Source organism: Micromonospora sp. NPDC047467, assembly GCF_040643095.1.
Lineage (GTDB): Bacteria > Actinomycetota > Actinomycetes > Mycobacteriales > Micromonosporaceae > Micromonospora.
The window spans coordinates 276,565-298,723 of the sequence record NZ_JBEYTO010000005.1 but is presented as its reverse complement, the minus strand read 5'-3'; the positions used below and the strand labels follow the sequence as shown (position 1 = coordinate 298,723).

Annotated in this window: 22 protein-coding genes; 7 read left to right on the top strand and 15 right to left on the bottom strand. The window is 69.8% G+C overall.

Annotated features, from left to right (window positions below; genetic code table 11):
- Positions 1–8: 8 nt before the first annotated feature.
- From ABZ780_RS16820 to ABZ780_RS16800, 5 genes are all read right to left on the bottom strand, one after another.
- Positions 9–818 (bottom strand): alpha/beta hydrolase, encoded by an 810-nt coding sequence (locus tag ABZ780_RS16820; RefSeq protein WP_355593790.1) that lies wholly within the window; start codon positions 816–818, stop codon positions 9–11.
- Positions 819–897: 79 nt separating this feature from the next.
- Positions 898–1,221: a hypothetical protein gene (locus ABZ780_RS16815; protein WP_357008231.1), complete on the bottom strand. Its 324-nt coding sequence runs from the start codon at positions 1,219–1,221 to the stop codon at positions 898–900.
- Between the two features lie 55 nt (positions 1,222–1,276).
- Positions 1,277–3,067, bottom strand: a complete 1,791-nt coding sequence (locus ABZ780_RS16810; protein WP_357486555.1) for a 3-hydroxybutyryl-CoA dehydrogenase — start codon at positions 3,065–3,067, stop codon at positions 1,277–1,279.
- Positions 3,068–3,201: 134 nt separating this feature from the next.
- Positions 3,202–4,263, bottom strand: a complete 1,062-nt coding sequence (locus ABZ780_RS16805; protein ID WP_357486553.1) for an alpha/beta hydrolase — start codon at positions 4,261–4,263, stop codon at positions 3,202–3,204.
- A gap of 97 nt (positions 4,264–4,360) precedes the next feature.
- Positions 4,361–4,777, bottom strand: a complete 417-nt coding sequence (locus tag ABZ780_RS16800) for an FHA domain-containing protein (protein ID WP_357007801.1) — start codon at positions 4,775–4,777, stop codon at positions 4,361–4,363.
- 252 nt (positions 4,778–5,029) lie between these two features.
- Between ABZ780_RS16800 and ABZ780_RS16795 the strand changes: the two genes are divergently transcribed.
- Positions 5,030–6,526, top strand: coding sequence for an aldehyde dehydrogenase family protein (locus tag ABZ780_RS16795; RefSeq protein ID WP_357486551.1), 1,497 nt, complete (start codon positions 5,030–5,032; stop codon positions 6,524–6,526).
- A gap of 80 nt (positions 6,527–6,606) precedes the next feature.
- Positions 6,607–7,260, top strand: coding sequence for a class I SAM-dependent methyltransferase (locus ABZ780_RS16790; RefSeq protein ID WP_357007795.1), 654 nt, complete (start codon positions 6,607–6,609; stop codon positions 7,258–7,260).
- A 4-nt stretch (positions 7,261–7,264) separates the two neighbouring features.
- On the opposite strand, the gene nucS is transcribed toward ABZ780_RS16790, so the two are convergent.
- Complete coding sequence (nucS, locus tag ABZ780_RS16785; protein WP_357007792.1) at positions 7,265–7,924, bottom strand: endonuclease NucS; 660 nt, start codon at positions 7,922–7,924, stop codon at positions 7,265–7,267.
- Positions 7,925–7,995: 71 nt separating this feature from the next.
- Between nucS and ABZ780_RS16780 the strand changes: the two genes are divergently transcribed.
- Complete coding sequence (locus ABZ780_RS16780) at positions 7,996–8,613, top strand: DUF4126 domain-containing protein (RefSeq protein WP_357486550.1); 618 nt, start codon at positions 7,996–7,998, stop codon at positions 8,611–8,613.
- Positions 8,614–8,685: 72 nt separating this feature from the next.
- Here the strand turns inward: ABZ780_RS16780 and ABZ780_RS16775 are convergent, their stop codons facing one another.
- On the bottom strand, positions 8,686–9,267 hold the full coding sequence (locus ABZ780_RS16775; protein ID WP_357486548.1) for a hypothetical protein: 582 nt from the start codon (positions 9,265–9,267) through the stop codon (positions 8,686–8,688).
- Between the two features lie 804 nt (positions 9,268–10,071).
- Here ABZ780_RS16775 and ABZ780_RS16770 point away from each other — a divergent pair.
- Positions 10,072–10,368 (top strand): DUF1540 domain-containing protein, encoded by a 297-nt coding sequence (locus ABZ780_RS16770; RefSeq protein ID WP_357007785.1) that lies wholly within the window; start codon positions 10,072–10,074, stop codon positions 10,366–10,368.
- Positions 10,369–10,513: 145 nt separating this feature from the next.
- Here the strand turns inward: ABZ780_RS16770 and ABZ780_RS16765 are convergent, their stop codons facing one another.
- Positions 10,514–12,520, bottom strand: coding sequence for a protein meaA (locus tag ABZ780_RS16765; RefSeq protein WP_357007782.1), 2,007 nt, complete (start codon positions 12,518–12,520; stop codon positions 10,514–10,516).
- A 151-nt stretch (positions 12,521–12,671) separates the two neighbouring features.
- On the opposite strand from ABZ780_RS16765, the gene ABZ780_RS16760 reads away from it, so the two are divergent.
- Both ABZ780_RS16760 and ABZ780_RS16755 read left to right on the top strand, forming a co-directional pair.
- Complete coding sequence (locus tag ABZ780_RS16760) at positions 12,672–13,523, top strand: ABC transporter ATP-binding protein (protein ID WP_357007779.1); 852 nt, start codon at positions 12,672–12,674, stop codon at positions 13,521–13,523.
- Positions 13,520–14,365, top strand: a complete 846-nt coding sequence (locus ABZ780_RS16755) for an ABC transporter permease (RefSeq protein WP_357007776.1) — start codon at positions 13,520–13,522, stop codon at positions 14,363–14,365. The genes ABZ780_RS16760 and ABZ780_RS16755 overlap by 4 nt, the downstream gene beginning before the upstream one ends.
- Positions 14,366–14,407: 42 nt before the next feature.
- Here the strand turns inward: ABZ780_RS16755 and ABZ780_RS16750 are convergent, their stop codons facing one another.
- Complete coding sequence (locus ABZ780_RS16750; protein WP_357007773.1) at positions 14,408–15,256, bottom strand: 3-hydroxyacyl-CoA dehydrogenase family protein; 849 nt, start codon at positions 15,254–15,256, stop codon at positions 14,408–14,410.
- Between the two features lie 100 nt (positions 15,257–15,356).
- On the bottom strand, positions 15,357–16,799 hold the full coding sequence (murA, locus tag ABZ780_RS16745; protein ID WP_357007770.1) for a UDP-N-acetylglucosamine 1-carboxyvinyltransferase: 1,443 nt from the start codon (positions 16,797–16,799) through the stop codon (positions 15,357–15,359).
- On the opposite strand from murA, the gene ABZ780_RS16740 reads away from it, so the two are divergent.
- Positions 16,798–17,370: a cob(I)yrinic acid a,c-diamide adenosyltransferase gene (locus ABZ780_RS16740; protein WP_357007767.1), complete on the top strand. Its 573-nt coding sequence runs from the start codon at positions 16,798–16,800 to the stop codon at positions 17,368–17,370. The two genes, murA and ABZ780_RS16740, sit on opposite strands and share 2 nt — an antisense overlap.
- Before the next feature lie 219 nt (positions 17,371–17,589).
- Here ABZ780_RS16740 and ABZ780_RS16735 read toward each other — a convergent pair whose 3' ends face one another.
- From ABZ780_RS16735 to ABZ780_RS16715, 5 genes are all read right to left on the bottom strand, one after another.
- The gene (locus ABZ780_RS16735; protein WP_357007764.1) at positions 17,590–18,045 is read right to left on the bottom strand and encodes a DUF2550 domain-containing protein; all 456 of its coding nucleotides are present in this window, start codon (positions 18,043–18,045) and stop codon (positions 17,590–17,592) included.
- A 12-nt stretch (positions 18,046–18,057) separates the two neighbouring features.
- A complete protein-coding gene (locus ABZ780_RS16730; RefSeq protein WP_357007761.1) occupies positions 18,058–18,339 on the bottom strand; it encodes a F0F1 ATP synthase subunit epsilon in 282 nt (93 codons plus the stop codon).
- Positions 18,340–18,429: 90 nt separating this feature from the next.
- Entirely contained in the window at positions 18,430–19,572 is a 1,143-nt protein-coding gene (locus ABZ780_RS16725; RefSeq protein ID WP_357007757.1) for an LCP family protein, read from the bottom strand.
- Positions 19,573–19,792: 220 nt separating this feature from the next.
- A complete protein-coding gene (gene atpD, locus ABZ780_RS16720; protein ID WP_357007754.1) occupies positions 19,793–21,229 on the bottom strand; it encodes a F0F1 ATP synthase subunit beta in 1,437 nt (478 codons plus the stop codon).
- Positions 21,229–22,158: a F0F1 ATP synthase subunit gamma gene (locus ABZ780_RS16715; RefSeq protein WP_357007751.1), complete on the bottom strand. Its 930-nt coding sequence runs from the start codon at positions 22,156–22,158 to the stop codon at positions 21,229–21,231. The genes atpD and ABZ780_RS16715 overlap by 1 nt, the downstream gene beginning before the upstream one ends.
- Between the last annotated feature and the right edge of the window lies 1 nt (position 22,159).

Genomic DNA, 22,159 nt, shown 5'->3' with positions numbered 1-22,159 from the left:
CGTGCGGGTCAGTCGGCCTTGCCGGCAGCCGGCCCAGGTACGGGCGTGTCGGCGAAAGCCGCCACCGTCCGGTCGGCGTACGCGCTGACGTCACCGGACTCCATCGGCCCGTCCCAGGTGGTCGGCAACGGCACCTCGACCGCCGGGTTGACGCGACGGACGATCTCGTCGAGCACCGTCTCCGCGTCGCCCACCCACAGGTGCTTCGCGCCCGGCACCCCTACGACCTCGGCCTGCGGCACGGCCGCGAACCGCTCCCGCGCTTCGGCCGGGCGCAGGTAGTCGTCGAACTCGGGCACCAACGCCACGAGCGGCCGACCGGAGCCGGCCCAGGTGGCCAGGTCCTCAGGGGCCGAGAAGCGCAGCGGTGGGGAGAGCAGGATCGCGCCGACGATCGCCGGGTCGCAGCCGTACTTGAGGGCCAGGTCGGTGCCGAACGACCAGCCGACCAACCAGATGTTGGGCAGTTCGGCGAACTCCGCGTACTCGATGGCGGCGGCCACGTCGAAACGCTCACCGACGGCACCGTCGAACGCACCCTCACTGGTGCCACGCACGCTGCTGGTGCCCCGGGTGTTGAACCGGAGCACGGCCACGTCGGCCAGCGCGGGCAGCCGCCAGGCCGCCTTGCGGAACACGTGGCTGTCCATCATTCCGCCGTGGGTGGGCAGCGGGTGCAGGCAGACCAGGGTGGCCACCGGCGGCCGTTCGGCCGGTAGGGCCAGCTCACCGACCAGCCGCAGACCATCGGCGGTGTGCAGCTCGATGTCCTCCCGGCGGCCGGGCAGGATCGACGACGCGCGGATCGTTGTGCTCACCGCTCAAGTCTGTCGCGAAGTCACCGCCACCGCCCGCCCAGACGCGAACAGCGTGATCCAGATCGCTCAGGCGCGACGCTCAGTAGCGCGGCGTGCCCCGCCCACGTTGCACCGCCGGGCCGCGTCGCTCCCGGGCACGCCAGCAGCCGCTGTGCCAGTGCCGCCGGTCGGTCAGGTCACCCAGGCCGTCCGCCGGCCAGGCCACCAGGTGCGCCACCCCGGGCCGGATCTCCTGGTTACAACCCGGGCAACGGTACGTCTTGACCGACGCGCCCGCGCCGATCCCACGGACCTGCCAGGCACCGTCAGTCCACTGCTGCACCGAGGCGACGCCCTGCCGGACGCGGTCGTCGTCCAGGTTGGCGTTCTCGTCCCGGCGAGGGCGATTGCGACGGGGGCTCACAGTCACCAAGCGTACGGTCCGTCGGGCGGGACGGCCCGTCCGGCGTTGACCCCGGTCAGCGGTGTGAGTGGTCGCGGAAGCCGCGGCGGGTCTTGCGGCCCAGGTAGCCGGCAGTGACCAGGTGCTCCAGCAGCGGCGCGGGCGCGAAGCCCGGCTCGCGCAACTCCAGGTACAGCTCCCGCTGGATGGCCAGCGAGACGTCCAGCCCCACCACGTCGAGCAGTTCGAACGGGCCCATCGGGTAGCCGCAGCCCAGCTTCATCGCGTGGTCGATGTCGTCGGCCGTGGAGTAGCTGGCCTCCAGCATCTTGACCGCGTCGTTGAGGTACGGAAAGAGCAGCGCGTTGACGATGAACCCGGACCGGTCGCCGCAGACCACACCGGTCTTGCCCAGCGCGGCGCAGACCGCGCGGGCCGTGGCGGCGGCCTCCGGCGAGGTGCGGATGGTGCGAATGACCTCAACCAGCGGCATGATCGGCGCCGGGTTGAAGAAGTGCAGCCCCACCACGTCGGCCGGCCGCTGGGTGGCCATCGCCACGTCGATCACCGGCAGCGAGGAGGTGGTGGTGGCCAGCACGACGCCCGGCTTGCAGATCTCGTCGAGGCTCGCGAAGAGCGCCTTCTTGACGCTCAACTCCTCGACCACCGCCTCGACCACCAGGTCGACGTCGGCGAGGTGGTCGAGCGTGGCCGACCAGCTGATCCGGCTGAGCGCGGCGTCCCGGTCGGTCTCGGAGAGCTTGCCGCGCACCACGCCCTTGTTCAGCGACGTCTTCACCGACTCGCAGACCATCGCGGACTTCTCCGCGCCACGGGTCACCGAGACGACCTCGTAGCCGGCCTTCGCGAAGACCTCGATGATGCCGGTGGCCATCGTCCCGGAACCCACCACGCCGACCTTCGCGATGGCGCGGGCCCCGTCGGCGAGCGCGGCCTCCGTGGCCACCGGCGTCGCCTCATCGGGTACGACCTTCGGCGAGCCGGGCCGCTCGTAGGTGTAGAAACCCCGGCCGGACTTCCGGCCGAGCAGCCCCGCCGTCACCATCTGCTTGAGCAGCGGCACCGGGGCGTGGCGGCGGTCCCGCCCGCCGCGCCGGTACATGGTGTCCAGGATCTCGTACGCTGTGTCCAGACCGATCAGGTCCATCAGCGCCAGCGGGCCCATCGGCAGGCCACAGCCGAGCTTCATGGCGGCGTCGATGTCCTCCCGGGTCGCGTAGTGCGACTCGAACATGCCGACCGCGTGGTTGAGGTAGCCGAACAGCAGCGCGTTGGCGATGAAGCCGGCCCGGTCGTTGATTGTCACGTCGACCTTGCCGAGCCGGGCGCAGAGTGCCTCCACGTCGGCGACCACCTCGGGTGAGGTGACGACCGTGCGGACCACCTCGACCAGCTTCATCACCGGCGCCGGGTTGAAGAAGTGGATGCCGATCACCTGGTTGGGCCGGGTGGTGGCGACCGAGATCTCGGTGACGCTCAACGACGAGGTGTTGGTGGCGAGGATGGCGTCCGGCCGGCAGACCCGGTCCAGCTCCGCGAAGATCCGCTGCTTGAGGTCCAGGTGCTCGGGCACCGCCTCGATGACCAGGTCGACGGAGTGCAGCGCGTCCAGGCCGACCGCGAAGTGCACCCGGTCGTGCAGCGCGTCCCGGTCCGCTTCGGCGAGCTTGCCCTTGGCCACCGCGCGATCGGTGGAGCCGGCGAGGGTGGCACGGCCACGCTCCAACGCTGGCGCGGAGATCTCGACGGCCACCACGTCGATGCCGTTGCGGGCGAAAACCTCGACGATGCCGGCACCCATGGTGCCCAGCCCGACCACACCCACGGTGGTGAACTCGCGTGCCACGACCGGCCTCCCCAGACACTCCGCACGACCGCTGAACGGTCGCTAAGTTATGCGCGCGAGTCTGCCACGTGACGCTCGGTTGTCGAGACGCCGTGGCATATTTCACCCATCGCGCCGCGTGCCCGGACCGTCGTTCAGGCGGCCGGCACGGTGGTCAGGGCCAGCAACTCCGCGACGAACTCCGCCGGCCGCTCCAGGTGCGGGCTGTGCCCGCAGCCGGGCAGCACCACCTCGTGGTACGCGCCGCCGGCCGCCGCGTACCGCTCCAGCACCGCCCGGGTCTGGCCGACCATCGGCTGCGGCGGGCAGGCCTCCTCGCCCGGCCAGCCGGGTACGACACCCAGCGAGCCCAGGTACGCCAGGTCGAACAGCGAGGTGTCCGAGACGATCACGTCGGCGTCGCCGCGTACCCAGGTGACCGGAGGTTTCTCGGCGACGGCCACCAGCTCGTCGGCGAGCCGGAACCAGGTCGGCGCGAGAGCGTTGAGCACTCCGCGCTCCCCCGGCGCGGTGCCCGGCCAGTTCTCCGACGGCACCGCCGTTCCGGGGTAGTTGTCGTCGCCGGTCGCCGTGGAGAGCACGCTGTCCAGCAGCAACTCCTCGTCCGCGTCGAGCGAGGCCGGGTCGGCCACGTAGGCCGCCCGCAGCACGGCGCGCGGGCTCGCCTGCGTGTCGGCGCCGCGGTCACCGTCCGCGAGGCGGGTGACGAAGTCGCGGTTGGCCGTGCCGGCGCCGGTCCCGGCGAAGTCGGGCGTGGTCGGCGTGCCCACCAGGTCGCGGGTGCCACCGAAGCCGTACGGGGAGACCGGTGCGGCCAGCAGCAGCGCGCTCACCCGGTGCGCGTTGTCGACGAGCAGTCGCATCGCCACTCCCCCACCGAGGGAGTGCCCGACGACCACCACCGGGCGGCCGGCGCCGAAGAGCGTCGGCTCGTCGAGCAGGGCGGCCACGTCGTCGGCGAAGTCCCGCAGACCCCGGGTGGCGTTCACCGGGGCGGTTTCGGAGTCGCCGTACCCGCGCAGGTCCGGAGCGACCACCCGCAGCGTCGACGGCAGCCGCCGGACCAGCGGCTCCCAGAACAGCGAGGACGAGCAGTTGCCGTGGATCAGCAGCACCGGGATGCCGTCGGGCGGGCCGGCCACGCGTACCGCCTGGGTGATGCCGTTGGCCGTGATGGTCCGCTGTTCGGTCTCCATCCGCGGCATGCTGCCACGGCGGTACGCGCCGGTCCAGGTGCGCGGCAGCCATCCGGAGCGCGCTGACCGTGTGGGCCGACCAACCCACGAGGTGCGCTCAGCGGCGCGTGGTGGGCGGTACGGCCAGCGGCAACGGCAGTGTCGGCCGAACGTCCCGCCGGGGCGGGCCGAAGCTGAGCCCGACCGGGTCCGTGAGGGCCACGCCCGGGTCGAACAGGCGCAGCTCGGTACGCCCGAGCCGGATCACGTCGCCGTCCGAGAGGAGTTCCACGTCGGTGATCCGGCGGTCGTTGAGCCAGGTGCCGTTGGTGGAGCCCAGATCCCGCAGCGAGGCGCCCTGCGGGGCCAGCCACACCTCCGCATGGCAGCGACTCAGATGCGGGTCGTTGACGACCAGCTGGCCGGTGGCCGCCCGACCGATCACCAGCGGCTCGGCCCGCACCCGAAAACTCGCTCCGCGCATCGGCCCAGCCGCGACAGTCAATAACGGCAGCAGTTCCGGATGTTCGTCCATGGACACTTAACCCTCCCCCGTACCATTACTCCGCGCGTCAGCCTGCCATCAGACGGTAATCGTCAATACCGACCGGCCGGTCAGCTCCTCGTCACCTCCCGGCCATGTGCTGTTCGACGGTTCGGGCGGGCGGACGCGACATACGCCGCCTGACCTGCCCTGATCAACGAGCGGGCTGGTCGGCGCGACTCCCGCCCACGAAGCCCTGATCACGACCTACCAGCGAGTAATTTTCGGGTCTAGACTTCGGCCATGACGGCTGTGCGTGTCCCGGGCATCCCGATCATCGAGGCGGGTCAACTGGTTTCCACCAGCCCGGCCACCGGCGCCGAGGCCGGCCGCCTCCCGATTGCCACAGCCGCCGACGTCCGGCAGGCCGTCGACCGGGCTCGCGCAGCCAGCGAGTGGTGGGTCGGCCTGGGCTTCACCGGCCGCCGCCAGCGACTGCTGCGCTGGCGCGCACTGCTCGCGCAACGGATCGAGCAGCTCGCCGAGCTGGTGCACGTCGAGGGTGGCAAGCCGGTCGCCGATGCCATCGTCGAGATCGTCACCGCCATCGAGCACATCGACTGGGCCGCCCGCAACGCCCGCCGGGTGCTCGGCCCGCGCCGGGTACGGTCGCGGCTCATCCTCGCCGAGTTCTCCGCGCACCTCGAATACCAGCCGCACGGCGTGGTCGGCGTCATCGGGCCGTGGAACTATCCGGTCTTCACCCCCGTCGGCTCCGCCGCGTACGCCCTCGCCGCCGGTAACACGGTGGTGCTCAAGCCGAGCGAGTACACGCCCGCCGCCGGCCAGTGGCTGGTGGACAGCTTCGCCGAGGTCGTCGACGGGCAGCCGGTCTTCACCGCCGTGCACGGGCTGGGCGACGTGGGCGCGGCGCTGTGCCGTTCCGGGGTCGACAAGATCGCCTTCACCGGCTCCACGGCGACCGCCCGGAAGGTGATGGCAGCCTGCGCCGAGTCGCTGACCCCGGTGCTGATCGAGGGCGGCGGCAAGGACGCCATGATCGTCGACAGCGACGCCAACCTGGACGCCGCCGCCGAGGCGTGCGTCTGGGGCGGCATGACCAACGCCGGTCAGACCTGCATCGGCATCGAACGGGTCTACGCCGTCGACCCGATCTTCGACGCCTTCGTCGACAAGGTGGTCGCCAAGGCCGGCCGGCTGACCGTCGGCCCGGAGGGCACCGACATCGGCCCGATCACCATGCCCAGCCAGATCGACGTGATCCGCCGGCACATCGATGCGGCGGTCAGTTCCGGGGGGCGCGCCGTGCTCGGCGGCCCGAGCGCCGTGCAACCCCCGTACGTGCATCCGACCGTCCTGGTGGACGTCCCGGAGGACTCGGCCGCCATCCGCGAGGAGACCTTCGGGCCGACGCTGACGATCAACCGGGTCCGCGACGCCGATGAGGCCGTCGCCCGCGCCAACGCCTTGTCGTACGGCCTGGGTGGTTCGGTCTTCGGCCGACGGCGCGCGGTGGCGACCGCCCGGCGGCTCCGCTCGGGGATGGCCTCGGTCAACTCCACCCTGACCTTCGCCGGGATGTCCACCCTGCCGTTCGGCGGGATCGGTGACTCCGGCTTCGGGCGGATCCACGGCGAGGACGGGTTGCGCGAATTCGGCCGCACCAAGGCCATCACCCGCCGCCGGGCCCGATCGCTGCTTCCGTCGATGACCTTCGAACGGACCCCGGCCGACGTGGCCCGACTCGTCAAAGCCATCAAGGTGATGTACGGCAGGTGAGTGTCGGATAACCGATCTTCGGCAGAGATCGGCGTATAAGTATATTTGCTTGTCGTGTCCGCAGCCGTACATTGCGTTAAATGGGCCACAATCGATTGCGCTACCGCCTTGTCGACAGCGACCGGTCATGGAGCGCCCGGCAACGGCGACGTCGCTCGGAATGGTTGGTGCGCACTTTTCCCGACATCGGCGACATGCACGTTGTCGACCTCGGCGGCCGGCTCGGCACCTGGCAGCGCGCCACCGTCCGGCCGGCCCGGGTGACCGTGGTCAACCTGGAGCAGCCGCCCGCCGTCGTGCCGGAGTGGGCCCACGTCGAGCAGGCCGACGCCTGCGAACTGCCGGCACACGTCAGCGGGGGCGACTACGACCTGGTCTTCTCCAACTCGGTGCTGGAGCACGTGGGAGGGCACGAACGTCGGCTGCGGTTCGCGGCTGCCGCCCGCGCACTGGCCGACCGACACTGGGTGCAGACGCCCTACCGGTACTTCCCCATCGAGCCACACTGGATCGCACCCGGAATGCAGTTCCTTCCGGTACGGCTGCGCACCGCGTTCGCCCAGCGCTGGCCGCTCGGGCACAAGCCGACCCGCAGCCACGAAGCCGCCATCCACCAGGTGCTCTGGACCGAATTGCTGGACCGCTCACAGATGCGCCACTACTTTCCCGACTCGCGGCTGCTGATCGAGCGGGTGGCCGGGCTGCCGAAATCGCTGATCGCCGTGCGCAGCTGAGCCCTCAGAAGAGGGTCAGCTCGTCCTTCTCGATGCCGCGCAGCTTGTTGTAATCCACGACCACGCAGCGGATGCCGCGATCGGCGGCGAGCACCCGGGCCTGCGGCTTGATCTCCTGCGCGGCGAAGACCCCGACCACCGGGCTGAGCAGCGGATCGCGGTTCATCAGTTCGAGGTAGCGGGTGAGCTGCTCCACCCCGTCGATCTCACCGCGACGCTTGATCTCCACGGCGACCGCGCCGGAGTTGGCGTCCCGGCACAGCAGGTCGACCGGCCCGATCGCCGTCATGTACTCGCGGCGCACCAGCGTGTACCCCTCGCCCAGCACACTCGGGTTCGCCGCCAGCAACTCCTGCAGGTGCGCCTCCACCCCGTCCTTGCGCAGGCCGGGATCCACCCCCAACTCGTACGAGGTGTCCTGGAAGACCTCCTCCAGGGTGATCCGCAGCTCCTCACCGGCCTTGTTGACCACCCGCCACACGCCGGGAGCCTCCTCCAGCCGGCACGGAGGGCTCATCCAGTTCAACGGCTTGTACGCCCGGTCGTCGGCGTGGATGGACACCGACCCGTCCGCCTTCACCATCAGCAACCGGGTCGCCAACGGCAGGTGAGCCGAGAGTCGTCCGACATAGTCCACCGAGCACTTCGCAATGACCAACCGCACCCGACGAGGGTAGCCGAGCGACCGGCGACCGCCACCGAGCGGCACTGGCGCGTCGATGCGATGCTGAGATCGTGTTCGAAGTCCTCACCGGCACCGGCCTCGCCGCCTCGGCGGGGCTGAACGCCTACATCCCCCTGCTCGCCCTCGGCCTACTCTCCCGCTACAGCAACCTGATCGACCTGCCCAGCGGCTGGACGTGGCTCGGCAACGGATGGGTCATCGTCATCCTGGCCGTACTGCTCGCCGTCGAGATGGTGGCGGACAAGGTGCCGGTGGTCGACCACATCAACGACGTGGTGCAGACCGTGGTCCGGCCGACAGCCGGCGGGCTCGCGTTCGGCGCCGGGTCGTCGTCGGAGACGGTGACCGTCAGCGACCCGGGAAGCTTCTTCTCGTCGCACCAATGGGTACCGGTGGCCGTGGGCGTCGTGCTCGCCTTCGGCGTACACCTGCTCAAGTCCGCGGCGCGGCCGGTCGTCAACGCGACCACCGCCGGGTTCGGTGCGCCGGTCGCCAGCACCGCCGAGGACGCCACCAGTGTCGTCGTCTCCCTGATCGCCATCCTCCTGCCAGTGCTGGTGCTCGCCTTCCTGGTCGGCCTGTTGGCCTTCACCTACTGGTTCCTGCGCCGGCGCTCGGATCGTCGGCGAGAACGAGAGGCCGCCCGCGCTGCTGGGTTCCGCGTCTGACGCACGGATATGCCGCTGGCCGGCGCCCCGTGTTCGGGGTGCCGGCCAGCGGTCGGTGTCGTGCGGGCGGGGTCAGCTGTTCCAGTACTGGCCGACCAGGTCGGCGGCCTGCTGCTCCCACTGGGCGTAGGCATCCGGGTAGGCCGAGACCTGCACGGTCTGCGCGGCGTCGGTCAACGGCATGTCCTGCCAACCATCAACCTGCTTCAGACCCTTCAGGAACGCGGTCGTGGAGTAGTCCGGGTCGGTGATCTGCTCCGGCGTACCCCAACCCGAGCTCGGGCGCTGCTGGAACAGGCCCTGCGAGTCGTGGTCGTTACGGTCGCCGAGGTGGCCCAGGTTTTCCAGCTTCGACTCCTGCAGGCTCGTCGCGATCGAGATGACCGCGGCGCGCTCGGGCAGGCCGGCCTTCTTCGTGGCGGCGATGATCGCCTTGACGTTGGCGGTCTGCTCGTCGTTGAGGGTGATGTGCGACTGGGTGCCCTGCACGCCGTGCGGGATCAGCTTGGCGGTGTCGGGCTTGTCGGCCTGCACCACCGCGACCGGCTTGGCATCCACCGGGGTGGCGGCGTGGGCGATCGGGCCGGCGAAGACGCCACCGGCGAACGCGAGACCAGCAACAGACAGCACGCTCTTACGAATGATCGTGTTCATGAGGGTTAGCTCCTTCGGGGGTAAGGACACCCACCCACCAGGGGGACGGTGGCGCGGGTGTGAGCACCTCGTCCGGCGCTGCACATACAAGGGGGAAAGTCTTGGGGTTCGGCGGCCTACGGGCGGGGGCTCGTGGCGCCGGGTCCATGTGTAACGACCGGCGGGCCGGGGTCATTCCGGGGGCGGCCCATCCACACGTCGAACCTCGATCGTGGGGGATGTAACGACCGAGGGGCCGAAGTCATTCCGGCGGCCCGTCGAGCCAGTGCGGTCGGTCGTGGGAGATGTAACGACCGGGCCGGGCCGGGCATTCCAACCCCGGGTGCGGGGCGGGCTGGCGGCCGGTGGCACTGCGATCGTCAGGGTATGTAACCCGTCCGGGGCCGCCACGATTCCGGCTTCAGGATGCCGCCGGTCACACCCCGGGGCCACCCATAAATGGACAACCTGCCCAACAAGCGCGGTGCGGCCCGGTCAGACCGGCCGGTCGGGTGATGATCCACTCGACATCGCCGATATCGGGGTATCCCCGGCACCGGGATACACCGACATCAGGGAACCCGAGTCGATCAACACGCCCCCGCCCGATCTTGGGGTCGGATCGTCCGGTCTGGGGGCTGATCCACTCCAGATCGCCGATGTGGGGGTATCCGGCGAACGGGACGCCGCCACATCGGCGACCTGGTGTCGATCAACCGCAAACCAGGTGCATTCGGCCAGGGGCCACTGACGGGACGGCGGGATACCGAGCCCGGAAAGGCCGACAAATGCCTAGGATCGGGCAAGAAACCTATGGAGGTCGAGATGACTGCAGCATTGGAGATGCCCCGGGTCCAGGAGTGTGTGGTCGCGGCGTGCGCGTACAACCAGGCCGGTGACTGTCACGCCTTCGCGATCACGATCGGCAGCATGGACCACGCGCACTGCCACACGTTCGTCGAGTCACCCGTCCAGGGCGGCTTGGGCAGCCTGATCGCCCAGGTGGGCGCCTGTCAGCGCGCGGACTGCCTGCACAACGAGCAGCTGGAATGCCACGCGCCGTCGATCAGGGTCGGACCGGACAATGACATGGCCGACTGCATGACCTACGACCACCGCTGAGCTGGGGCGGCCAACAACGCAGGGTCCACCAAACGACGCAGGAACCAAAACGACTACGCGGGCCCCAACGACCACGCAGGATCGACCGACCACGCCGGCCTGACCGCGCGGGGCTGGTCGAGCGCGGAGGTTGGTGAGCTGCGGGTCAGGGCAGGGCGTTGGCGTGGCGGATGACCGTCACCAGGTCGTCGATGATGGTGGTGAGGGCGAAGTCCTTCGGAGTGAAGACCCGGGCCACCCCGGCGGCCCGCAGCGTGTCGGCGTCACCGGCGGGGATGATGCCGCCCACCACCACGGGAAGGTCAGCCCGGCCGGCGGCGCGGAGGCCGTCGAGCACGGCCGGCACGGCGGCCAGGTGCGAGCCGGAGAGCACCGATAGCCCCACCAGGTCGACGTCCTCCTGGACTGCGGCGGCGACGATCTGCCCTGCGGTCAGCCGGATGCCCTGGTAGACGACCTCGAAGCCGGCGTCGCGGGCGCGTACCGCGATCTGTTCCGCGCCGTTGGAGTGTCCGTCCAGGCCGGGCTTGCCGACCAGCAGCCGCAGACGACCGCTGCCCAGCTCGCGGGCGGTGGCGGTGACCCGTTCGCGGACCGTCGCGAGGCCGGGGTCGCCGCCGGTCCCGGTGCCGCCGGCCAGGCCGGTGGGTGCCCGGTACTCGCCGAAGACCTGGCGCAGCGCGCCGGCCCACTCGCCGGTGGTCACGCCGGCCCGTACACATTGCAGGGTGGCTGGCATGAGGTTGGTGGTGGTCGCGGCGTCCGCGCGGAGCCGGGCCAGTGCCGCGTCGGCGGCTGCGGCGTCACGTTCGGCCCGCCACCGGTGTACGTCGTCCACGGCGGCAGCCTCGACGGCCGGATCGACCTGCTCGACGGCCTCCGCTCCGGCGGCGGTCAGCGGGGAGGGTTCGGTCTCGACGTAGCGGTTGACGCCGACCACCACGTCGGCGCCGGACTCCATCCGGCGGCGGCGCTCGGCGAGTGAGGCGACGAGTGCGCTCTTGAGGTAGCCGGTCTCCACCGCGGCGACCACGCCGCCCAGTTCCAGCACCTTGTCCAGCTCGATCCGGGCTCCGGTGACGATCTCCTCGACGAGCGCCGTCATCACGTGCGAGCCGGCGAAGATGTCGGGGTATTCGAGCAGGTCCGACTCGTACGCCAGGACCTGTTGCATTCGCAGCGACCACTGCTGGTCCCAGGGGCGGGGCAAGCCGAGCGCCTCGTTCCAGGCCGGCAACTGCACCGCGCGGGCGCGGGCGTCGCGGGACATCGTCACGCCGAGCATCTCCAGCACGATGCGCTGGATGTTGTTCTCCGGCTGCGCCTCGGTCAGGCCGAGCGAGTTGACCTGTACGCCGTAGCGGAACCGGCGTTGCTTGGCGTCGGTGACCCCGTACCGGTCCCGGGTGATCTCGTCCCAGAGCGCGCCGAACGCGCGCATCTTGGCGATCTCCTCGACGAAGCGCACCCCGGCGTTGACGAAGAACGAGATGCGCTGCACCACGTCGCCCATCCGCTCGGCGGGCACCTGGCCGGAGTCGCGGACGGCGTCGAGCACGGCGACGGCGGTGGCCAGCGCGAAGCCGACCTCCTGCACGGGCGTGGCGCCGGCTTCCTGGAGGTGGTACGAGCAGATGTTGACCGGGTTCCAGCGGGGCATCTCGCGCAGCGTGTAGGCCACCACGTCGGCGGTGAGCCGCAGCGACGCCGCCGGCGGGAAGATGTACGTCCCCCGGGACAGGTACTCCTTGATGATGTCGTTCTGGGTGGTGCCGGCGCAGCGGGCCAGCTCGGCGTCCTGCTCCAGCCCCACGGTGCCGTAGAGGGCGAGCAGCCACATCGCCGGGGCGTTGATGGTCATCGAGGTGTTCATCTCGGCCAGCGGGATGCCCTCGAAGAGCGCCCGCATGTCGCCGAGGTGGGCCACCGGCACGCCGACCCGGCCGACCTCACCGGTGGCCAGCTCGTGGTCGGGGTCGTACCCGGTCTGGGTGGGCAGGTCGAAGGCGACCGAGAGGCCGGTCTGCCCCTTCGCCAGGTTGCGGCGGAAGAGGGCGTTGGTCGCGGCGGCCGACGAGTGGCCGGCGTAGGTGCGCATCACCCACGGGCGGTCCCGCTCGGGCAGCCGGCTCACAGATGCCTTCTCGTCCATGGCCGGAGTCTAAGTTACCGTTCAGTAAAACGGGCTGTGCAAAACCACACAGGTCCATGTCGCGGACATCCGGGTGTGCACGGCACACCGTGGTTGCTACCGCCACACCCCCGACGCCGCACCCTCCCAGTTCAGGAGGGACACTGGCGCTATGGATGACGAGCTGGCCATCTCAGTTCGGGGACTGCGCAAGTCGTACGGCGACAACGTGGCCGTCGCGGGCGTGGACCTCGACGTCCGCCGTGGCGAGGTGTTCGCCCTGCTCGGCCCGAACGGCGCCGGTAAGACCACCACGGTGGAGATCCTGGAGGGCTACCGGGGCCGGGATGCCGGCGAGGTCTCGGTGCTCGGTGTGGACCCCGCGCATCCCGGCCCGGACTGGCGCTCCCGGGTGGGCATCGTCTTGCAGGGCACCGGCGAGTTCGACGAGCTGACGGTGGCCGAGGTGATCCGGCACTTCTCCGGCTTCTACCCCGACGCCGACGACCCGGACAAGGTGATCGAGCGGGTCGGGCTGGCCGGTAAGGCCAAGGCCCGCACGCACACCCTCTCGGGCGGGCAGAAGCGCCGCCTGGACGTGGCGCTGGGCATCATCGGCCGCCCGGAACTGCTCTTCCTGGACGAGCCGACCACCGGCTTCGACCCGGAGGCCCGCCGCGAGTTCTGGGAGCTGATCCGCGACCTCGCGGCGGCGGGCACCACCATCGTGCTGACCACCCACTACCTGGACGAGGCGGAGTCGCTGGCCGATCGGGTCGGCGTGATCACCGCCGGCCGGCTGGTCGAGGTGGCCACCCCGAACCGGCTGGGCAACCGGCAGGAGGCCCTGGCGACGGTGTCCTGGCGTACCCCGGACGGGACGCTGGAGAGCGCGCAGAGCGCGACGCCGACGGCCCTCGTGGCCGACCTGGCCGCGCGCTACGGCGGCGAGGTCCCGGGGCTGACCGTGACCCGGCCGACCCTGGAGGACATCTACCTCACCATGATCGGACACGCGCGATGACGACCACGACGAGGCCGGCGGCGCCGGTCGCCGCGAGCCGTGGGCGCCGGCCGGGTGCGGGCGCGCTCGCCCTGCGTCAGGGCCGGCTGGAGATCACCCAGTTCCTGCGCAGTCGGGAGTCCGTGGTCTTCACGATGGGCTTCCCCATCATCATGATCCTGATCTTCGCGTCGATCTTCGGCGGCGAGATCGGCGGCGGGGTCAAGTTCACCCAGTACTTCATCACCGGCATGATCGCGACCGGCCTGATGACGGTGAGCTTCCAGAACCTCGGCATCTGGATCCCGATCGAGCGGGACCGGGGAGTGCTCAAGCGCTACCGGGGCACGCCGATGCCGAAGTGGGTCTGGTTCGCCGGCAAGGTGATCATGGTGGTGGCGATCGGCATCGTCGAAACCGCGCTCCTGCTGGCCGTCGCCGTGGCGCTGTTCGACCTCGACCTGCCGGGCACCGCCGCGAAGTGGCTCACCTTCGGCTGGGTCTCCGTGCTCGGGGTCACCGCCTGCACCCTGTGCGGAATCGCCATCTCGTCGCTGGCCCGTACGGCCCGCAGCGGCTCGGCGGTGGTCACCCCGGTCTCCCTGGTGCTCCAGTTCATCTCCGGGGTGTTCTTCGTCTTCACCGAACTGCCCACCTGGATGCAGCAGGTGGCGGCGCTGTTCCCGCTCAAGTGGATGTGCCAGGGGCTGCGCTCGGTCTTCCTGCCGGAGAGCTTCGGCGCACAGGAACCGGGCGGCTCGTTCGAGCTGGGCCGGGTGGCGCTGGTGCTGGCCCTGTGGTGCGTGATCGGCCTGGTGCTCTGCCTGACCACCTTCCGCTGGACCACCAAGCGCGACGGCTGACCGGTCGGCCGGGGCGGTCACCCGCCCCGGCCGCCGTGAACCTCAGTACGTGTAGAAGCCCTTGCCGGTCTTGCGGCCCAGGTCGCCGGCGGTGACCATGCGTTGGAGCAGCTCCGGCGGGAAGAACTTCTCGTCGGCGGTGTCGGTGTAGATGTTCTTCGACGCGTGCAGCAGCACGTCCACGCCGGTCAGGTCGGTGGTCGCCAGCGGGCCCATGGCGTGCCCGAAGCCCAGCCGGCAGGCGGTGTCCAGGTCCTCCGCCGACACCACGCCCGACTCGACGAGCTTGACCGCCTCCACCACGAGGGCGGAGATCAGCCGCGTGGTGACGAAGCCGGCGATGTCCCGGTTGACCACCACGACCGTCTTGCCGATCTCCTCGGCGAAGGCCCGTACGGTGGCCAGCGTCGCGTCGCTGGTCTTGTAGCCGCGAACCAGCTCACAGAGCTGCATCATCGGCACCGGCGAGAAGAAGTGGGTGCCGACGACCGCCTCGGGCCGCTCGGTCACGGCGGCGATCTGGGTGACCGGGATGGCCGAGGTGTTGGTGGCGAGCACCGCGTCGGACTTGCAGATCTTGTCCAGGGCGCGGAAGACCTCGTGCTTGATCTCCAGCCGCTCGAAGACCGCCTCGACCACGATGTCCGCGTCCGCCGCCGCCTCCAGGTCGGTGGTCGGGGTGATCCGGGCGAGCGTCGCCTCGACCTCGGACGCCTCGATCTTGCCCTTCTCGGCGAACTTCTCCAGCGACTTCCGGATGCCGCCGAGCCCTCGGGAGGTGGCCGCGTCGTCCAGGTCGCGCAGCGTCACCTGCCAGCCCGCCTGCGCCGCCACCTGGGCAATGCCGGAGCCCATCAGTCCGGCCCCGACGACCGCGAGTCGACCCGCCATCTAACTTCTCCCTCGCTGCGATTGAGTGCCTGCCTGCACCCTAGTCGGCGAGCCTGAACGACGGCTAAGGGGCGGTCGGGAGGCCCCAGAGCCGCCGGCGTCAGATCTCCAGCGACGGCTCCTCCGGCGCGGTGCCCCGCTCGACCGGCACCCCGAGTGCGCGCAGGTCCGCCACGAAATCCGGGTAGCCCCGGTCGACGTGGTGCACGTGGGAGACCTCGGTGGTCCCGTCCGAGCAGAGCCCGGCAATGATCAGCCCAGCCCCGGCGCGGATGTCGGTGGCCCGCACCGGCGCACCGGACAACCGCTCGCGCCCCCGGACGACCGCGTGGTGCCCGTCGGTCTTGATGTCCGCGCCGAGCCGCATCATCTCGTTGGCGAACATGAAGCGGCCGTCGAAGATGTTCTCGGTGATCAGGGACGCCCCGTCGCTGACGGCGGCGAGCCCGATGGCCATCGGCAGCAGGTCGGTGGCGAAGCCGGGGTACGGCAGTGTCACCACGTCCACCGCCCGGGGCCGGTCGTCCATGCGTACCCGGAAGCCGTCTGCCCGGGTCTCGACCAGGCCGCCGGCCGCGACGACCTTGTCCAGCGCGACCTCCAGGAAGGCCGGGTCCAGCCCGGTCACCGTCACGTCGCCCCTGGTCATCGCCGCTCCGAACGCCCACGTGCCCGCGACGATCCGGTCCCCCACGGTGGCATGCCGCACCGGGCGCAGCCCGGGTACGCCGGTGATCCGCAGGGTGGACGTGCCGGCGCCGGAGATCCGCGCGCCCATCTGGTTGAGCATCGTGCAGATGTCGACGATCTCGGGCTCCCGGGCCGCATTGTCGATCATCGTGGTGCCCTGGGCCAGCACCGCCGCCATCACCAGGTTCTCGGTCGCTCCCACGCTGGGGAAATCCAGCATGATGTCCGCGCCGCGCAGGCCGTGCGGGGCGGCGGCGATGACGAACCCGTGCTCGCCGGAGATCTCCGCGCCCATCCGCGTCAGCCCGGAGATGTGCATGTCCAGCCCACGGGAGCCGATCGCGTCGCCGCCGGGGTGGGCCACCCGCACGAACCCGCGACGGGCCAGCAGGGGGCCCAGCACGCAGATCGACGCGCGCAGCCGCCGGACCAGGTCGTAGTCCGCGTCCGCGCCGGGCTGTTCGGGCACGTCGATCGTCACCGAGCGGGACCGGGCTACGCCACCTCGGGCGACCATCGGGTCGACCGGGTCGTCCGCGTCGAACCGGACGTCGCAGCCCAGCCGGCGCAGCACCTCCCCCATGATCGCGATGTCGGTGATCCGTGGGACGTTGGTGATCACGCTCCGACCCGGGGCGAGCAACGCGGCTGCCATCAACTTCAGCGCCGAGTTCTTGGCGCCCACCACGTGCACGGTGCCGGCCAGCCGGGCATCACCGCGCACCCGGATGACGTCGACATCGTTGACCGCCGGATCGCCGGCGTCGCCGGGACCCACCACTGCCGGCCAGCCGGCAGTGGTGTCCGGCCGCGCAGGGATCGTCAGATCCGGTATCCGTAGGCTGTGCGTCATGGCCGTCCACCTCACGCGCATCTACACCAAGGCCGGCGATGCCGGCATGACCAGGCTGAGTAACAACGAGCAGGTGCCGAAGACCGATCCACGGATCGCCGGGTACGCGGATGTCGACGAGTGCAACGCGGCGATCGGCGTCGCGCTCGCCCTGGGACAGCTCGACGACGAACTGCGGGGAGTGCTGGAGTCGATCCAGAACGACCTGTTCGACGTGGGCGCCGACCTGGCCACCCCGGTCGAGCCGGACCCGAAGTATCCGCCGCTGCGGGTGACCGAGGAGTACGTGGAGCGCCTGGAAGGCTGGTGCGACGAGTACAACGCACGCCTGAGCAAGCTCGACTCCTTCATCCTCCCCGGCGGCACCCCCGGTGCGGCGCTCCTGCACGTGGCGCGGACCATCGCCCGGCGTGCCGAACGGGCCGCGTGGGCACTGGTCAGCCACGATCCGGAGCGAACCAGCCCGCTCCCGGCAAAGTATCTCAACCGGCTCTCCGATCTGCTCTTCATCCTGTCAAGAACGGCAAATCCGGCGGGCGATGTGCTATGGGTGCCGGGCGGCAAGCGCTGATCGTGGGCGCCTCGCCGGCACGTGGAGGTGTGGGTTCCCGATCTGGCCGCCGCCACGCGTAGTTGGGGGCGGCTCCTCGCCGGGCAGGGCTGCGCTCAGCCCTCAGCACCGACCTCTTGATCGACACGGGGTCGCCGATATTGGGGTATCACGACAGCAGGACAGCCCCAGATCGGCGATTCCGTGTCGGTCACGCCGGCCAGCGACCGGAGCCGCGGCTCAGGCAGCCGGCCAGTCCTGGGAGGCCATACGCGGCGAGACCGCCCCCGGAGGGGCGGCCTCGAGCCAAGAGAGGAAACCGGTCACTGTCGACCGCGCCATGGCGATCTCCACCGGTGCGTGGTGACTGGTACAGCGGAGAATCACCCAGTCTGCCGGCATGGAGAGCCGTTCCTGGCCCTCCGGCAAACGGCGGCGCTCCACCGCGAGCCCTTTGCGGGAGAGCACCCGCTTGGGCCGCAGCGCGAAGCTGAACATCCGGTACCAGCGCAGCTCGTCACCGGCGAACCGGCCGAAGCCCGGTGACCAGCCGCGGCCGTCGAGCATGGTGGTGACCCGGACGCTGAGCCGGATGATGCCACCAGTGCGGGTGACCAACGCCCGGCGGACGAAGAGGACGAGAATCGCAACGAGGACGACGGCGACGCCGATCCCGATTCCTTCGACGATCTCCATCCCCGGTACGACTCAGTGGCTCTGCGCGGAAACCGGGGTAGCGCTCTCGGCCAGCACCGTGACACGGTCGGGGCTCACCGACAGGAAGCCACCGGCCACGTCGTACGAGATCTGCTCACCACCAGCGAGCTTGATCCGGACCTGACCGGGCTCGGCGAGCTGACCGAGCAGCGGCGCGTGCCCCGGCAGGACACCGAGCTCACCCTCGGTGGTCCGGGCGACGAGCATCTCGGCGTCACCGGACCAGACCTTCTCCTCGACGGCGACGAGCTCGACGTGCAGCTGCTGTGCCACGCTGTCTCCTTGCTGCGGCGGGCGGATTTCCGAAAGTCTAGTCCTGACGACGACCCGCCCCCAACGCGGGTGGGGAGAGTTGCGCCACGACTACTTCGCCTTGTTGTGGAATTCCGGGTGCTCCAACAGGAACGGGTCCAGTTGTTCATTGTGCAGGGCGGTGAAGAAGTCCGCGACGCCTGCCTCGAACTGCTCACCCTTGTATTTCTTGCCGTCGTAGACCCCACCACCGGGGAGCTTGATCATCTGGATGGTGTTCGGGCGGATGTCCTTGAGGGCGATCCCGAAGTCGACGACGCTGTTGCCCCGACCGTTGAAGATCAGCGACTGCCCGGCGGCGCGGAGCACCTTGTCCAGCTTGATCGGGTTGGCGACCACGTCGGCGCTGAACGCCTGGCCGACCATCGCCTTGACGAACTGCTGCTGATGCCGCTGCCGGCCGTAGTCCCCGTCCGGGACGCCGTTCTTCGGGTAGCGCTGCCGGACGTAGTCCAGCGCCTGCCACCCGCTGAGGTGGTGGGTGCCCTTCGGGTAGACCGCCTGCGGACCGATGTAGCCCTCGCCGCGCGGATTGCCCGGACGGGCCTTGCCGTCCGGCTGCTTGTGCTCGGACTTCACCTCCCGCTCGACGGTCATGGTGACGCCGCCCATCGCGTCGACGATCTTCTGGAAGCCGGTGAAGTTGATGATCGCGCCACCGTCGAACCGCTTGATGCCGGTCACCTTCTGCACCGTCGTGGCCAGCAGCTCGAAGCCGCGCGCCGCGTCGGGATTTTCCCCCGGCACCTGGCTGCCGAACGACATGGCGGCGTTGATCTTGGTCTTCTCGCCGTGGAAGTTGGCCTTCTTGAACGGCGGGATGTCGACGTACAGGTCGCGGGGCACGGAGAACAGGTAGGCCCGGTCCATCGAGGCGGGCACGTGCAGCACCATGATCGAGTCGGCCAGCGGCGCCGCCGTCGGCGTACGCGGGTCGATGCCGACCAGCAGAATGTTGAGCGGACCCTTGATTTCGCTCTTCTTCGCCTGGGCGCCGGCGGCCTGGTCACCGAAGAGGTCGGCCTTGCCGACCGCGCCTTCGTAGCGGGCCATCAGCACCTCGGTACCGACCAGCACCATCCCGCTGAGCATGGTCAACACAGTGCCGAACACCGTGCAGACCCGAGCCCAGCGCGGCACGCCCCGCCAGATCGACGACTTGCGGCCACTCTTGCCGGCCTTACCCACGAGCATCTCCGTTCGTCACGCCCACGAGTAGAAGACGGGCGCGCGTCGCCGAAAGGTTGCAAAAAACAACGCTCGTTCGGGTGAACGCGCGCAACGACCGTATCTCGCCGGTCGCCCGAGCGCCGACCACGAGTAACGGACCGCGACGATGGTAAGGCGCGAAGATGAACAAAAGACTGCCCCGGCATTGCCGGGGCAGTCTTTTGTGTCAGCTCTGGTCGAGCTGTCAGCTCTTCATCAGTTCCTCAGCCTTGCTCTCCAGGTCCTCGAGACCGCCGCACATGAAGAACGCCTGCTCGGGGAAGTGGTCGTACTCGCCCTCGCTGATCTTGCGGAACGCCTCGATGGTCTCCTTGATCGGGACCGTCGAACCCGGCACGCCGGTGAACTGCTCCGCAGCGTAGGTGTTCTGCGACAGGAAGCGCTCGATCCGCCGGGCGCGGGCCACGGTGATCTTGTCTTCCTCGGAGAGCTCCTCGATGCCGAGGATGGCGATGATGTCCTGCAGGTCCTTGTAGCGCTGCAGGATCCGCTTCACCTCGGTCGCGACCTGAAAGTGCTCGGCGCCGACGAACTCCGGGGCGAGGATCCGGGACGAGGACGCCAGCGGGTCCACGGCCGGGTAGATGCCCTTGTCGGAGATCGACCGCTCCAGGTTGGTGGTCGCGTCCAGGTGGGCGAACGTGGTGGCCGGGGCGGGGTCGGTGTAGTCGTCCGCCGGCACGTAGATCGCCTGCATCGACGTGATGGCCTGGCCCCGGACGGAGGTGATCCGCTCCTGGAGCTCGCCCATCTCGTCGGCCAGGGTCGGCTGGTAACCCACCGCGCTCGGCATACGGCCGAGCAGGGTGGAGACCTCCGAACCCGCCTGGGTGAAGCGGAAGATGTTGTCGATGAAGAGCAGCACCTCCTGCTTCTTCACGTCCCGGAAGTACTCGGCCATGGTCAGCGCGGAGAGCGCCACCCGCAGCCGGGTGCCCGGCGGCTCGTCCATCTGGCCGTAGACCAGCGCGGTCTTGTCGATGACGCCGGACTCGGTCATCTCGGCGATGAGGTCGTTGCCCTCACGGGTGCGCTCACCCACGCCGGCGAAGACCGAGGTACCACCGAAGTTGCGGGCCACACGGGTGATCATCTCCTGGATGAGCACCGTCTTGCCCACGCCCGCGCCACCGAACAGGCCGATCTTGCCGCCCTTGACGTACGGGGCGAGCAGGTCGATGACCTTGATGCCGGTCTCCAGCATCTCGGTCTTCGGCTCCAGGTCCGCGAAGGCCGGGGCCTTGCGGTGGATACCCCACCGGTCGTCCGGGGTCAGGGTCTCGCCCTCTTTGAGGTTGAGCACCTCGCCGATCGCGTTGAACACGTGGCCCTTGACCGCGTCGCCCACCGGCACGGTGATCGGCTCGCCGCGGTCACGCACCTCCGCGCCGCGGACCAGGCCGTCCGTCGGCTGCATCGAGATGGCGCGGATCAGGTTGTCACCCAGGTGCTGGGCGACCTCCAGAGTCAGCGTCTTCTCACCGCTGGACAGGTTCACGTTGACGTTGAGGGCGTTGAACAGGGCCGGCATGGCGTCGCGCGGGAATTCGGCGTCGACGACCGGGCCGATGACCCGGACCACGCGACCCGTGGCCGTCTTGGTCTCTACTGGTGCAGTCATCACACTTCACTTCCCGACGCGGCCAGCGCGTTGGCGCCGCCGACGATCTCGCTGATCTCCTGGGTGATCCCGGCCTGGCGAGCCGAGTTCATCTCGCGCGTGTACTTCTCGATCATCTCTTCGGCGTTGTCGGTGGCGCTCTTCATCGCCCGCCGCCGTGCCGCCGACTCACTCGCCGCCGACTCGATCAACGCCGCGTAGATCCGCGTGTTGATGTACCTCGGCAGCAGCGCGTCGAGCAGCGCCTCCGCCTCCGGCTCGAACTCGTACGCCGGCAGCAGCCCCTCGGAGCGCGGCCGGTCCTCCACCTGCATCGGACCGATCACCTTGGTGACCGGGGTCTGCGTCATCAGCGAGTGGAACTCGGTGTAGACGATGTGCAACTCGTCGACGCCGAGCACCCCGTCCGCACCGGCACCGCCGTCGACGTCGTCCGCGCCGGCCGTGAACGCCTTGATCAGCGTCTCACCGACGGCACGGGCGTCCTCGAACGACGGCTGCTCGCTGAACCCGGTCCAGTTCGCCTCGATCGGCCGGTCACGGAACCGGTAGAACCCGACGCCCTTACGCCCGATGACGTAGAGCACCGGCTCCTTGCCGTCCGCCTTCAGTCGCGCGATCAGCGACTCGGCCATCCTGATCGCGTTGGAGCTGTAGCCGCCGGCCAGGCCACGGTCGCTGGTGACCAGCAGGACGCCCGCCCGCCGCACCCGCTCGCGCGGGGTGAGCAGCGGGTGGTCGATCCGCGCGTTGGACGCCAGCGCCGTGAGCACACCGGTGATGGCCTGGGCGTACGGCAGGGACGCCTGCACCCGGGCCTGGGCCTTGGCGATTCGGCTCGTCGCCACGAGCTCCATCGCCTTGGTGATCTTCTTCATCGACTTCGCCGAGCGGATCCGTTGACGAAGAACGCGTACCTGGGCCGCCACG

Bases quoted from the DNA above. Each gene is read 5' to 3' on its own strand.
- ABZ780_RS16805 (WP_357486553.1), bottom strand. From the start codon at position 4,263: ATGGAGACCGAACAGCGGACCATCACGGCCAACGGCATCACCCAGGCG.
- ABZ780_RS16800 (WP_357007801.1), bottom strand. From the start codon at position 4,777: ATGGACGAACATCCGGAACTGCTGCCGTTATTGACTGTCGCGGCTGGG.
- ABZ780_RS16795 (WP_357486551.1), top strand. From the start codon at position 5,030: ATGACGGCTGTGCGTGTCCCGGGCATCCCGATCATCGAGGCGGGTCAA.
- ABZ780_RS16790 (WP_357007795.1), top strand. From the start codon at position 6,607: ATGGGCCACAATCGATTGCGCTACCGCCTTGTCGACAGCGACCGGTCA.
- ABZ780_RS16775 (WP_357486548.1), bottom strand. From the start codon at position 9,267: ATGAACACGATCATTCGTAAGAGCGTGCTGTCTGTTGCTGGTCTCGCG.
- ABZ780_RS16770 (WP_357007785.1), top strand. From the start codon at position 10,072: ATGACTGCAGCATTGGAGATGCCCCGGGTCCAGGAGTGTGTGGTCGCG.
- ABZ780_RS16765 (WP_357007782.1), bottom strand. From the start codon at position 12,520: ATGGACGAGAAGGCATCTGTGAGCCGGCTGCCCGAGCGGGACCGCCCG.
- ABZ780_RS16760 (WP_357007779.1), top strand. From the start codon at position 12,672: ATGGATGACGAGCTGGCCATCTCAGTTCGGGGACTGCGCAAGTCGTAC.
- ABZ780_RS16755 (WP_357007776.1), top strand. From the start codon at position 13,520: ATGACGACCACGACGAGGCCGGCGGCGCCGGTCGCCGCGAGCCGTGGG.
- ABZ780_RS16750 (WP_357007773.1), bottom strand. From the start codon at position 15,256: ATGGCGGGTCGACTCGCGGTCGTCGGGGCCGGACTGATGGGCTCCGGC.
- ABZ780_RS16740 (WP_357007767.1), top strand. From the start codon at position 16,798: ATGGCCGTCCACCTCACGCGCATCTACACCAAGGCCGGCGATGCCGGC.
- murA (WP_357007770.1), bottom strand. From the start codon at position 16,799: ATGACGCACAGCCTACGGATACCGGATCTGACGATCCCTGCGCGGCCG.
- ABZ780_RS16735 (WP_357007764.1), bottom strand. From the start codon at position 18,045: ATGGAGATCGTCGAAGGAATCGGGATCGGCGTCGCCGTCGTCCTCGTT.
- ABZ780_RS16725 (WP_357007757.1), bottom strand. From the start codon at position 19,572: ATGCTCGTGGGTAAGGCCGGCAAGAGTGGCCGCAAGTCGTCGATCTGG.
- atpD (WP_357007754.1), bottom strand. From the start codon at position 21,229: ATGACTGCACCAGTAGAGACCAAGACGGCCACGGGTCGCGTGGTCCGG.